This window comes from Streptomyces sp. BR123 (assembly GCF_013401435.1).
In the GTDB taxonomy this organism is placed as follows: domain Bacteria; phylum Actinomycetota; class Actinomycetes; order Streptomycetales; family Streptomycetaceae; genus Streptomyces.
This window is the reverse complement of the sequence record NZ_JACBGN010000221.1, coordinates 1-12,004: the sequence shown is the minus strand read 5'-3', so window position 1 is coordinate 12,004 and position 12,004 is coordinate 1. Positions and strand designations below refer to the sequence as shown.

The 12,004-nt window shown below is 74.4% G+C and carries 9 protein-coding genes; 4 read left to right on the top strand and 5 right to left on the bottom strand.

From position 1 onward, the window contains the following. Positions 1 to 97 precede the first annotated feature (97 nt). On the bottom strand, positions 98 to 811 hold the full coding sequence (locus HYE82_RS26965; protein WP_256987744.1) for a twin-arginine translocation signal domain-containing protein: 714 nt from the start codon (positions 809 to 811) through the stop codon (positions 98 to 100). Between the two features lie 824 nt (positions 812 to 1,635). Between HYE82_RS26965 and HYE82_RS26960 the strand changes: the two genes are divergently transcribed. Further along, positions 1,636 to 2,154, top strand: coding sequence for a carboxymuconolactone decarboxylase family protein (locus HYE82_RS26960; RefSeq protein WP_179176765.1), 519 nt, complete (start codon positions 1,636 to 1,638; stop codon positions 2,152 to 2,154). Positions 2,155 to 2,251: 97 nt separating this feature from the next. Here HYE82_RS26960 and HYE82_RS26955 read toward each other — a convergent pair whose 3' ends face one another. Then, a complete protein-coding gene (locus HYE82_RS26955; protein WP_179176764.1) occupies positions 2,252 to 2,848 on the bottom strand; it encodes a TetR/AcrR family transcriptional regulator in 597 nt (198 codons plus the stop codon). Positions 2,849 to 2,934: 86 nt separating this feature from the next. On the opposite strand from HYE82_RS26955, the gene HYE82_RS26950 reads away from it, so the two are divergent. Beyond that, complete coding sequence (locus HYE82_RS26950; protein ID WP_179176763.1) at positions 2,935 to 3,360, top strand: nuclear transport factor 2 family protein; 426 nt, start codon at positions 2,935 to 2,937, stop codon at positions 3,358 to 3,360. Further along, positions 3,357 to 4,214 carry an NAD(P)H-binding protein gene (locus HYE82_RS26945; protein WP_179176762.1) on the top strand — a complete coding sequence of 286 codons (858 nt, stop codon included), beginning with the start codon at positions 3,357 to 3,359 and terminating at the stop codon, positions 4,212 to 4,214. The genes HYE82_RS26950 and HYE82_RS26945 overlap by 4 nt, the downstream gene beginning before the upstream one ends. A gap of 61 nt (positions 4,215 to 4,275) precedes the next feature. On the opposite strand, the gene HYE82_RS26940 is transcribed toward HYE82_RS26945, so the two are convergent. Then, complete coding sequence (locus tag HYE82_RS26940; RefSeq protein ID WP_179176761.1) at positions 4,276 to 8,607, bottom strand: ATP-binding protein; 4,332 nt, start codon at positions 8,605 to 8,607, stop codon at positions 4,276 to 4,278. Between the two features lie 328 nt (positions 8,608 to 8,935). On the opposite strand from HYE82_RS26940, the gene HYE82_RS26935 reads away from it, so the two are divergent. After that, complete coding sequence (locus HYE82_RS26935; protein WP_179176760.1) at positions 8,936 to 9,160, top strand: hypothetical protein; 225 nt, start codon at positions 8,936 to 8,938, stop codon at positions 9,158 to 9,160. A 62-nt stretch (positions 9,161 to 9,222) separates the two neighbouring features. Here the strand turns inward: HYE82_RS26935 and HYE82_RS26930 are convergent, their stop codons facing one another. Beyond that, positions 9,223 to 9,918: a formyltransferase family protein gene (locus tag HYE82_RS26930; protein WP_179176759.1), complete on the bottom strand. Its 696-nt coding sequence runs from the start codon at positions 9,916 to 9,918 to the stop codon at positions 9,223 to 9,225. Further along, positions 9,915 to 12,004 (bottom strand): non-ribosomal peptide synthetase (locus HYE82_RS26925; RefSeq protein WP_179176758.1); only part of this gene is annotated, 2,090 nt, incomplete at its 5' end. The genes HYE82_RS26925 and HYE82_RS26930, both read right to left, overlap by 4 nt.

Sequence of the window (12,004 nt, the reverse complement as noted above, 5' to 3'; positions counted from 1 at the left end):
GACCGTCGGCCCGCCCCCGTGCGCAGGGGCGCGGAAGCGGGCCGGCGGCGAGGCGGCGGGCCCCTGTGTCGGGCCCGCCGCCGGATCGGATCGGGCGTCAGACGCGCTTGAGGTAGCCGCCCTTGAAGCCGTCCTGGTCGGCCCAGACGCGGTGGCGGCAGGACCAGGAGCCGAAGCCCACGAACTTGCCGGTCCACACCGTCTCGGAGTGGGCGTTGTTGGCCGGGTTGGCAGAGATCCAGTTCTTGATCGGCGAGTTGTCGAAGGTGGTGGCCGGGACGAAGTTGGTGTGACCCGCCCAGCCGTTGATGACCTTGGTGACACGGTTGCCGGTGGTCCGGTAGTGCACTCCGAGCTTCACGGTGGTGACCTTGATGCCGAAGATGGTGTCCGAGACGCTGTGCCAGGCGCTGCGGTCGCGGGTGGCGGCGAACGCGGTGGGCGTCGGCTCGGCGGCGGCCTCGGAGTTGGAGTTCTCCTCCTCCTTGCTGATGACGATGTCGCCGTCGGCCAGGACGCGCTGCTTCTCCGTGGTGCTGGAGGCGACGTCCATGAACGCCTTGAAGTGCTCCGGCTTGTTCAGGTAGCCCAGGAACCTCTCCTGCTTGTCCTTGGGCAGCGCCTTGAACTGGGCGATCGTCTCGGCGGAGCCGGCTCCGCCCTTCTGCTGGAGCCAGGAGACGTACGCGCCCGGGGTGTTCGGGACCGGGGCCTCCGCCGCCACGGCCTGGCCGGGCATGCCCGCGAGAGCCATGGCACCGACCGCCGTCGCAGCCATACCGACAAAGCCCCGCCGAGTGATGTTGCGCATGAAGAAACTTCCCCCAGATTTGATTCCTGATAGCCCTGCGCGGAAATCGCAGGAGCGGGATGGGGGAGGCGGGGTCCGGGAGGAAATATATCCCCGGCTTCGCCGCCCCCTTGAGTCGGCCACCGTGGTCAGCGGCGGCTTCGGAAGAAACTTTCACACAGGCGGAGAGCCCCCGGCAACAAATTGAAAGATCTCTGAGGTTCCCCTGAGCATCCGGATTCACATAGGACCCCAAGTCCTTTATTTCGGACAGATGGAACGCATTCGGGGGCACAAGCGGATCCCTGAACACCGCTTGTGTATGCAGGTCAAAGCGGGCTTGCGGTACGTCTCCACCCGCACGGCCGCCGAACGGACGACACCGGGCCGTGGATTCTCATTACAGGACAGAAGCGGCACCAAGGGACGAGGCCGGGCACCGTCACCCGATAGCCGCAAAGCCCGCCGGAAATCCCACTGAATTCCCCTGGAACATCGCAGCCGATCTCGCGGTAATTCCGCGACGCCACGGCAGGTTTTCCACTCCCGAGGATGAAGGAAGGGAGATTCTCATTTGAAGGGGACCGGTGCGCGTGACGGAATTACACGCCCCGCCCCGAGGCGCGGGACAATCGCCGGATTTCCCCTGTCGACCGCCTCTCCGGGCGAGCCACCGGGGCGGCCCGACCCTCCGACCGGGTACGCATCCGGGCTCCGCGCCCGCCCGCAGGCGTCCGGGGCCGGCCTCAGGGCTCGGAAGAAATCTTCGACGGGCTGTCACATCCGTGGGCGGCGATCCGTCAGTGCGGTGAAGGCAACGCAACCGACCCGAAGGGAACACCACGATGACCGCCCAGCCGAACCCCACACCGGACAACACCGTCCGCAAGGACAACGGCTCGCGCCTGCCGAACCCCGCGCGGCTCGTCCCCGAACTCGGCCCCGTCTCGGGGGCGCTGTTCAAGGCCGTCGGCAACGGCTCGGTACCCAAGACCACCATCGACCTCATGCAGCTCCGCGCCGGCCAGATCGTGGGCAACACGTACCTGACCGTCATGCACACCAACAGCCTCCGCAAGGACGGCGTCTCCGAGGAACGGATCACCGCCGTGGCCTCCTGGCAGGACGCCCCCTGCTTCACCGAGGCCGAGGCCGCCGCCCTGGCCCTGGTCGAGGCAGTCCTCCAGCCCTCCCCGCACGGCGAGCGCGTCTCCGACGAGCTCTACGCCCGAGTTGCCGAGCACTACGACGACACGGCCCTCACCACACTCGCCATCGCGATCGGCCAGGTCAACTTCTTCATCCCGCTCGCCGTCATCGGCAAGCCGCTGCCGGGCGTGAAGCCGTCCGAGCAGTGGACCTGACAGCGCCCCACACACACACAGCCCCGGCGCTCCCGGTCATCAGGCGGGAGTCCCGGGCCGGCCCGGCCGGGTGTCCGCCTCCGGCGCGGTCGGCTCCTCAGATCCCCTGGTGGCCGGAGGCCAGGATCGCCCTGGTGGCGAAGTTCGCCAGCTGGGCGCGCATTCTTTCCCGCGGCTGGCGCTCCTGCCCCGCCAGGTGCTCGACGAGGTCGGCCCGGGTGGCGGCCAGCAGGGCGTGGGCGGTGAAGCCGCTGTCGGCCAGGCCCGGGATCTGCTCCAGTACGGCTCGGAGCAGGCCGTGCCACTGCTCGTAGTGCTCCGCCCGGTACGGGCTGCCGCTTCCGGTCCCCTCCAGGGCCAGCGCGAGGCGGCGGTTGTCGAGTTTGAAGCACAGGAGGGCGTCGAGCAGGGCGAGCGCGCGCTCCTGCGGCGGGGTGCCCGGGCCGAGCGGTGGCCGGCCGGTTTCGACGGCTTCCCGGATCGGTTCGAGCCGCGCCCCGTACAGCGCGCGGAGCAGTCCGGCGCGGTCGCCGAAGGCCCGGAAGAGCGTCCCTTTGCCGACGCCCGCCGCCGTCGCGACGTCGGCCATGGTGACGTCCTCGGGACTCTCGCTGCGGGCGAAGAGGGCGTCGGCGGCCGCGAGGACGGCCTCCCTGTTGCGGGCGGCGTCCTTGCGAGACCTGTGCTCGGGCATGCTGCTCCTCCGTTTGCAAAGCGGACCCGTGGTCCGTATCGTCAAAACGGACCCAAGGTCCGGATTCTACGAGCTGGAGGACACCCATGTCCGCACCGACTTCTCCGGCGGATCTGTTCCGCCACAGCCTGCGGCTGCTGCTGGACAAGGACATCCCCGCGTGGGTCGCCCTGTGGGCCGAGGACGGCCTCATGGAGTTCCCCTTCGCCCCCGGGGGGTGGCCCGGGCGCCTGGAGGGCAGGGAGGCCATCGCCGCGTACATGCGCCCTTACCCCGACCGCATCGACCTGCACGACTTCCCCGCCCTGACGATCCACCAGACCACCGACCCGGGGACCATCGTGGTCGAGATGCGCGGTGTCGGCCGCCTGGTGGAGACCGGCGCCCCGTTCGACATGACGTACATCGCCGTCGTGACCGTTCGGGACGGGCACATCACCTCCTACCGCGACTACTGGAACCCCCTCGCCGCCCCCGCGGCCGGCACCGGCTTCGCCGGGAGCAGCCGATGACCGCGACCACGGCCACGCCCCCCGCCGGCACCACGCTGGTCATCGGCGCCACGGGCACCACCGGCAGCCGCACCGCCGCGCGGCTGACCGCCGCCGGCCACCGCGTCAAGGCCGCCGGCCGCCGCGCCACCCCGGTCCCCGGCGCCGATCCCGTCCCCTTCGACTGGTACGACCCCGCCACCCACGCCGCCGCCCTCGACGGAGTCGACCGCGCCTACCTCGTCCCGCCCCCGGGCGACTCCGACCCGGCGGCGGTCATGCTGCCGTTCCTCCGCCGGGCCCGCTCCGCCGGGATGCGCCGCGCGGTACTGCTGAGCTCCTCGGCCATCCCCGAAGGCGGACCGGGGGTGGGCGCGGTGCACCGGGCCCTGCCGGACCTGTTCGACCAGTGGGCTGTGCTGCGCCCCTCCTGGTTCATGCAGAACTTCACCGGCACGCACGCTCACGCCGTGAGCATCCGCGAGGACGGCGTCATCCGGACCGCCACCGGGAGCGGCCGGGTCGGTTTCGTCGACGCCGAGGACATCGCGGCCACCGCCGTCCGCGCCCTGACCGACGAGCAGGCCCCCAACACCGATCTCGTCCTCACCGGACCGCAGGCCCTCAGCCACGACGACGTCGCCGCGATCATCACGGAGGTCACCGGTCGGCCCGTGGTCCACCACCGCCTGTCGTACGAGCAGATGCGCGACCGCCTCACGGCACAGGTGCCGGTGCAGTTCGCCTCCATGCTCGCCGGCATGGACCGGGCCATCTCCGAGGGCGCGGAGGACCGGATCACTGACACCGTCCGGCGTCTCACGGGCCGGGCGCCGGGCACCTTCCGCGCCCTCCTGGAAAGGGAGATGCGGTGAGGTGGCCGCTGGACGGGCGCCGCCGCCCTGCTGCGGCCGACGGCGCGCCCGGCCCGCCCGCTCAGGCCGGTTTGAGGACCTCGGGCCACAGCCTCTCCTCCAGCGGCGTCCTCCGGTACCGGACCGCGGCGTCGCGCAGGCCCGCCATGGCCGCGTCCCGGTAGGGACTGGCCGCCAGCTCGCGGGCCGCATCGGCGCGTACGTCCTCGTCGCGGCGGCGGGCGGCCGCCGTGTCCAACGCCTTCTGCAGCATCGACTGCGGGCCGTCACCCAGGCCCGCGATCAGCCTCAGCCAGTCGGCACGGTCGGCGGTGACGGCCATCCGGGTCAGCGGCTTCTGCCACTTCCAGCCCAGGCGGGTCACGTGGTGCGGGTCGGTCACACCGGATCCGGCCGTGCGCCGTGCCACGCCCAGCGCCACTGCGACGGCCTCGCCCGGGTCGACCGCGCAGAGCCGCTCGGCGAGGAACCCCGCACCCGTGTCGTGGATCGCGGCCGTGTCGGTGCAGACCCCGAGCTGCGCCGCGACCGTCGCGACGGCCTCCGCGACGTCCTGCGGGGCCGACAGCGGTGCGAAGCGGCAGCGCAGGAACGAGCGCAGACGGGCGATCTCACCGGCGGAGCCGTCCGGGACACCGGCCGCGGCCAGGGCGGCGTCCAGCTCCTGCCAGCCCGGTTCCCCGCCGACGGCGGCGATCGGAGAGACGTCGTGGCCGTTCCAGTGCCGCAGGACTCCGGCGGCGGTGGTCCACTGCCCCTTGCGCACCTTCGCGGCCAGCTCGGCCTGCCGGGCGAGCAGCGGCCGGTCGGCGGCGCCCAGCCTGACGAGGTCGCCCCACAGGCGCAGGGCCGCAGCCTTGGCGTTCCCGTCCGGGCACGGGCCCTCGAACCACAATTCGGCGCACCAGTCGGCCAGGTCGGGCCCGTACCGGGCGAACAGCGCGCGTGCCGGCTCGGCGGCCCGGCCCGGCTGTTCCACCGTCCGCTTGGCCAGCGCGGCGAGCCACGGCACGTCGGCCGTCGGCACGCGGAAGCGCAGCACCTCCGGGAGGAGGGCGTGCGCGTGGGGGGCGTGGTCGGCGAGGGCCGCCTGCACCAGCCCGCTCATCCGGTCGCGGACCCGGCTGCCGTGGTAGGGCCTGCCGTCCCCGAACTCGGGCCAGGCGTTGCGGCCTTGGGCCAGCTGGGCGTGCCGGAGCCCCTCCAGGGTCCGCCAGCGCTCCAGTCCCAGGACGGCTCGCGCGTGGCCGGTCGCCGCCAGGGGGACGAGGAGCCGGGTGGCGCCGTCCAACGCGAGGAACGTGTCGTCCGTCCTGGTTTCGGCCCACGAGCCGCCCTTGGACGGCCAGCGCACGATCTCGGCCAGCCGGGCCGGCGCCAGCCGGGCGAGACCGCTGACCGCGAACCGCAGGGCAGCCGCAGACGACGCCGTACGCCCGCCGCCTGCGCGCCCGTCGGCAGCACCGTCCCCGCCTGCGCTGCCGGGGCGTACGCGGCCGCCCCTGCGGGGGGTGAGGACGTCGAGCCGGTCGGCACACCACTCGGCGGCGGCACGCGTCCCGGGGGCGTCCGCCGGCTCGCGGAGCAGGGGCGGCAGCAGGAAGGCGGCGACGTCGTCGACGGTGTCCCGGCCCCGGCAGAGCCCGACCGTCTCGTCCAGCAGCTCCGGCACACCGGTTTCGGCCTCGCGCAGCCCGGTGCCGACCTGCTCCAGGACCGCCCTCAGCCGGGGCCTCGCGACGTCGAACGGGTTCTTCCCCTCGGCGGCCAGGGCCCGGACCACGTCCTGCGGCGTCCTGCCCGGGCTGGAGGCGAACCAGTACGCGTCCAGCGCCGCCTGGGCCTCCTGACACTCCTCCGTCGGCGTCCGGGCGGCCCAGGCTCCGCTCCCGCCGGGCGCGTCCTCCTCCTCGTCGGCGGTGTCCTTCGGGGGAACCGCCCTGTCGGTGCCGAGACGCTGGGCGATCCCGGCCGCGACCGGGAACAGCGCGTCCAGGTCCGGGTCCCCGGCGTGCCGGTGCACCACCGCCACGCACTGCAGGGCCTGGAGGGCCGAGCGGTGGTGCTCGGCCAGGGCGAGCAGCTGCCTCAGGCGCTCGGCCGCCCACTCGCTCCAGTGCTCGGCGAGGGCGTCGACCAGCCGTACCGCCTGGTTTCCGTGGCTGCCCGCGCTGTTCGCGTTCAGGTTGACCAGCCACGACCACAGGCAGGAGCGGCCGCCGCAGCCGGTCGGCGCGGCGTCCTGCGGGTCCGGCACGCACTCCACGCAGCCGCCCGGGTCCTCGCACAGGCGGTGCAGCAGCCCGCGGACGGCGTCCGAGGTGCCGCGGTCGATCCTGCCGAACCGGCACAGCAGGTCCAGGACGCGCCACTTCATGCGCGGGTGGTGCTCCAGGATGAGTCCCAGGTCCTCGGCCACGCGTTCGGGGTTGGTGTGCTCCCGGGTCGGCAGGACCGTCAGCATCTCCCGCACCATGGCCGGCGGCGGCGACTCCCGCAGGTAGGCGTGGAACCGGTCGCGGACGCTGCCGTACAGGTCGTCCGGGAGCAGGGCACAGGACCGTACGGCGATCACCTGGAGGTCGACGTCCTCGCTGCACAGGAGTTCGCCCAGCAGCTCCGCGGCGTGCTCGCGCACCCTGCCCTGTGCGCGCATGCCCTGGACGAGGGCCTGCTCGGCGACCACCGCGCGCAGGAAGTCGTCCGGGTGGGCCGCGAGGTGCCGGCCCAGGGCACGGTAGTAGGACTGCTTCTTGTCCGCGGCGAGCCGCACCAGGCAGCGGCCGGCGGCGTACTCGAAGAGCGTCTGGTGGAAGAAGCCGACGGTCGCCGCCCGCGCCGTCTCCCGGCCGCCGCCGTCCGTCCCCGCGACCACGCTGCGCCGGTCGAGCTGCGCCAGCTCGTCCAGGGGATCCGCGTCGCCGGCCTCGGGGTTCGCCTCGGCCATCCGCTCGGCCGCGTCCGCGACGGGCAGGGCCACCACACCGTCGTGCAGCATGAGGCGGGCGAGTCCCTGGGCCGGCCAGGACAGGTCCGCCGACACCGGTCCGGCATCGCCGGCGGAGCCGTGGCGGGCGTCCTCGCGGACCCGCCGCTCCCAGTAGCGGTCGTAGAGGCCCGCGGCGTCGATCTCGGGTGTGGGCGACTGCGGCGCGTACACCTCGAACAGCATCCGCAGCGTCAGGGGCCTGGCGACGACCTCGCGGATCGGCAGACCGCGCACCGCGGCGTCCCTCAGGGCCGCCACCGTCTCCGCCCGGGCGGCCGGGGGCCGGTCGGGGAGGTAGTGGAGGCAGTACGTGGACAGGGCGCGCTCCAGCTCCTCCCGACCGTGGAAGTCGCCGACGTGGAAGGCGACTTCGGCGGGGGTGCGGCCCAGCAGGTCCTGGAGGGACGCGCTGTCGCGCGTACGGCACGTCATGACGAGCGGCACGCCCCGCTGCCGGCAGGCGGCGACCGCCCGGAGCAGCCTGGTGCGGCCGTCCGCGGCGTGCAGGAGCAGGTCTGCCGTGTCGAGGAGCACGACACGGCCGGGGGTGAGGCCGCGCTCGACGGATTCGAGCAGCCGGTCGCCCTCCCCCGGGGTGAGCAGCTGCTCGGCTCGCAGGAAGACCGGCCGGATCCCGGTGCCCGTGCGCAGTTCGCCCGACGGCGACCGGGTGCGCAGGGCCTCGCGGGGAGGTGCGGCCCTGCGGCCCTCGACGAGCTCCGCCAGGCACCACAACAGGCTCGACTTGCCGGTGCCCGCCTCCCCCACCACCAGTTGGACCGGCTGGTCCGGCCGCCCGGCCAGCACCTGCTGCTGCACGATGCGCGCCATGCGCTCCTCGGTCCCGCGGCGCACGTACACGTCGCGCAGCGACACCGGCGGGGCGTCCGCGGAGCCGCGGCCCAGGAGGAGCATGTCCCGGCGGGCCCGCTCGCTGACCTCGTCGACGAGCTTCCGGTGCCGGCTGCCCCCGTCGCCGGCCCGTCGGCCGGGCACGCGGTGCAGCTCCTGAGCGACCTCGTCCAGGGCGAGGGCGAGGGGGAGGGGCAGAGCGCGGTGGTCGGGCCCGCCGAGGCGGACCAGGGCCTCCAGAACGCTCTGCCGGTCCGTCGTGATCAGCCGGCCTTGACCGATGTCGGCCCGCAGCTGCCGGAACGTCTCCCAGCGGAACGCCGTGAACCGATCGGGCCCCTTGCCGGCCCCGGCCCGGCGGTCCTGCTGCATCTGCTCGGCAATCCGGGCGTGCACCTGCCGCCACAACGTCTCGTCCGAGCGCTCACGCTCCTCACCGGGGCGCGGGCGGGCCCGTCGCCGGGTCCTCTCCGCCGCGCTGTCGTACAGGAACGACAGCGCCTGGTCCAGATACGCCCTCGCCGTTGCCCCCACGAGCTCCTCGGCCGTCATCGCCACCTCCCGCACACCGCCCGACAGGCGGCTCAGCGTAGGACAACACCGCGGCCCACGCGTCCGGTTCACCCCACCACCACCCGCAAGCGGGGCACCGGCCCCGGCGCCGGCACTCACCGGCGCCCGTGCCTCGCGCCGACGGCCGAGACCCCACGGGAGTTACGCACACACCTGCTCTGACCTGCGGCGCAGGGAAACGCAGCGTGGACGACCCGAGGTCAGTTCGGGGACCGCACCGCCCCGGGCCAGTTTTGACCCGCACGCCGGCAACTCCGGGGTGCGGGCCCGCACCTCACCCGTCTCGAGAAACGGTGAGGTCACCACGATGCGTCATGTCCCTTCCCTCTTCGACCAGGCTCTGCGCGCCACCGGCGAGCTCCTGTCCTGGCACCCGAGCCCGGAGGCGCAGTTCCTGTCCCAGGTGGTCCGCGACCTGGCCGCCGGCGAGGCCCCGCGCCTGTGGGTGAGCACGGCCGCCCGGCTCCACTGGACACGGCTCACCGCCCTCGCAACCCGCCTCCGCAACCGCAACCGCCTCCGCAACCGCTGACGGCGTATCTGCCCGCCCGCCCGGCAGCGGCTCGCCGTCATCGGCAAGCCGCTGCCGGGCGTCTACGGCTGCATCGCGTGTACGGGCTCCAGGGCCCGGACGAGTTCCGGGGCGTGGGCCGCGAACGGGCCGAGGTCGGTGGCGCGGGCGAACGCCGGGTCGTGCCGGTAGTCCGTGAGGCGGGCCAGGGTGCGGCTGCCGTAGTACGCGGACGGCGCGGACGGCGAACGGGCCGGCAGGGTGCCGTCGGCGACACCGGGCAGCGTCTGCTCGAACAGGGTCTGGCAGGCGCGGACGCCGCGGAGCATCACCTGGTGGAAGCGGTCCTCGGGCCCGACGGGGAAGCGCTGTTCGGCGAGGACCGGGCCGGTGTCGATCCCGGCGTCGACCTCGTGGACGGTGGCCCCGTACTCGGTGTCGCCGTGCAGCAGGGCGAACGCGATGGCGGCGGACGGCAGTCCGCGGTGTTGGGGCAGCAGGCCGTTGTGGACGTTCACGATCCGCAGCCCGAGGGAGAGCAGCGGGGCCCGGAAGACGTGCCGGTTGTTGACGGACCAGACGACGCCGTCGGTGCAGGCGGCGGCGAGGACGGCGGCGTGTGCGTTGATGTCGGGGGCGGGGACGAGGTGCGGGGTGGCCGGGCCGGCGGCCGCGGCGTCGAGCGGGTCGGCGGAGCAGACCAGGTCGACGCGGTGGCGGCGGGCGGCGGCGTGGGCGACGGCACGGCGCAACAGGGCGCCGTCTCCGACGAAGATCATGCGGGGGTCTCCTCGCGGACGGTGGTGAGGCGGGCGCAGACCTGGCCGAGCGTCAGGTCGCGGACCAGGCAGGCGAGGTCTTCGGTGAACCGGCGGGCCTGGTCGGGGGTGAGCAGGTCGGCGCTGACCGCGGTGAGCATCTCGACGAGGGCGAGGGAGTCGCCGCCCAGCGCCTGGAAGTCGGAGTCGGGGGTCAGGTCGGCGGCGTCGACGCCGAGGATCGCCGCCCAGTGGCCGGCGACGCGGGCCCGGAGGCCGTCGGTGCTGTCCGCGCCGTCGGTGTTCCCGTCGGCCGGGGTGTCCCGGGTGAAGGGGTCGGGGAGGGCGCCGAAGTCGGTCTTGCCGCTGATCGTGGTGGGCAGGGCGGCCACGGCGATCACGTGGGCGGGGACCAGGTGCCGGGGCAGGGTCCGGGCCAGCTCCGCCCGCAGGGCGGCGGCGGTCTCGGCCCCCGTGCCCGCGGGATCCGCAGGGCCGGCGGGGCTGTCCGGTGTCGGGGCCGGAACGACGTACGCGCACAGGACCGCCGAACGGGCGCCGGGGCGGCGGCGGGCCGTCACCGCGGCGCGGGCCACGCTCGGGTGGGCCTCCAGGGCCGCGGTGACCTCGGCGGGTTCGATCCGGTAGCCGGAGATCTTCAACTGGCCGTCGGCCCGCCCGGCGAAGGCGATCGCGCCTCCGGGCAACCTCCGGCCGAGGTCGCCCGTACGGTACGAGCGCATCCCGTCGGGGCCGGTCGAGAACGGCGACGGAACCGCGCCGGGACCGGCCGTGCGGGCCGTGCCGTCGGCGGTCGTGCCGTCGGCGGTCGTGCCGTCGACGGTCGTGCCGTCGACGGTCGTGCCGTCGGCGGCGGTGCCGACGTCGCCGGTCCCGGTCCCGGGCTCCAGGTAGCCGCGGGCCACCTGGGGGCCGCGTACGACGATCTCGCCCACGCGGCCCGTGTCCGCCGGGCCGGTGCCGATGACCTCGCCGGCCGGGTCGAGCAGGTCGACGCGGGCACCGGGGCCCGCGGTGCCGAGGGGCAGGGAGGGGCCCGTCTCGGTGCCGTCGACGAGGTGGGCGAGGCAGGCGACGGTGGCCTCGGTGGGCCCGTACCCGTTGATCACCCGGCAGTCGGAGCCGAAGGCGGCGTACGCGGAGCGCACGGCGGCCGGGGTGAGCTCCTCCCCGCCGAGGAGCAGGGTGCGGAGCCGGCCGCCGCCGTCGCCGTCGAGGAGGGCGAGGTGGGACGGGGTCAGGGCGAGGGTGTCGGCGCGGTGCTCGCCGACGAGGGCGCGCAGCACGGCCGGGGAGGGCGCGCCGGGTGCGAGAACGGCGGTACCGCCGGCGAGGAGCGGCAGGAAGAGCGGGAAGCAGGAGATGTCGAAGGCGTAGGAGGCGGCGAATCCGAAGCGGGTGCCTGCGTCGACGCGGCACATCGCGGTCATCCAGTGGACGAAGGCGAGGAGCCCGCGGTGTTCGATCAGCACGCCCTTGGGGCGGCCCGTCGAACCGGAGGTGTGCATGACGTACGCCAGTTCCCCGGGGGCGGGGCCCGCGGGCAGCGCCAGGGCCCGGTCCGGGTCCGCCGACGGCACGTCTTCGACCGGGAGCAGGGTCCCGGGGACGAATGCGGCCAGGTCCGCGGCGAGGTGGCGCCGGGTCAGGGTCAGGCGTACGCCGCCGGCCTCCAGGACGTCGCGGATCCGCGGGCCGGGGTGGCCCGGGTCGAGCGGGACGTAGGCCGCCCCGGCCTTGAGGATCCCCCACAGCGCGCAGACCCCGTCCGGGGTCCGGTCGACGACCAGGCCCACGAGGCTCCCGCGGCCGGCCCCGCGCCGCACCAGCCCGGCGGCGACCGCGTCGGAGCGGCGGTCCAGTTCGGCGTAGGTGACCGGTCCGTCGGGCCCGTCGAGTGCGACGGCTGCGGGCGTACGGGCGGCCTGGGCGCGGAACAGGTCCACGACGGTGGCGGACGGGGACGGCGGCGGGGACGGGTCCCCGGACCCCTCCCCCTCGGCGGCATGCGACCCGGACGACACCACGGCCGCGGGGGCGGACGCGGCCGGAGCGGGCGCGTCCGTGGCGGCGACGGGGGCGGCGG

What these genes read in the sequence shown, in the direction of transcription:
- HYE82_RS26935 (WP_179176760.1), top strand. Translation starts at nt 8,936, where the DNA reads ATGCGTCATGTCCCTTCCCTCTTCGACCAGGCTCTGCGCGCCACCGGC.
- HYE82_RS26945 (WP_179176762.1), top strand. Translation starts at nt 3,357, where the DNA reads ATGACCGCGACCACGGCCACGCCCCCCGCCGGCACCACGCTGGTCATC.
- HYE82_RS26960 (WP_179176765.1), top strand. Translation starts at nt 1,636, where the DNA reads ATGACCGCCCAGCCGAACCCCACACCGGACAACACCGTCCGCAAGGAC.
- HYE82_RS26965 (WP_256987744.1), bottom strand. Translation starts at nt 811, where the DNA reads ATGCGCAACATCACTCGGCGGGGCTTTGTCGGTATGGCTGCGACGGCG.
- HYE82_RS26955 (WP_179176764.1), bottom strand. Translation starts at nt 2,848, where the DNA reads ATGCCCGAGCACAGGTCTCGCAAGGACGCCGCCCGCAACAGGGAGGCC.
- HYE82_RS26950 (WP_179176763.1), top strand. Translation starts at nt 2,935, where the DNA reads ATGTCCGCACCGACTTCTCCGGCGGATCTGTTCCGCCACAGCCTGCGG.
- HYE82_RS26930 (WP_179176759.1), bottom strand. Translation starts at nt 9,918, where the DNA reads ATGATCTTCGTCGGAGACGGCGCCCTGTTGCGCCGTGCCGTCGCCCAC.
- HYE82_RS26940 (WP_179176761.1), bottom strand. Translation starts at nt 8,607, where the DNA reads ATGACGGCCGAGGAGCTCGTGGGGGCAACGGCGAGGGCGTATCTGGAC.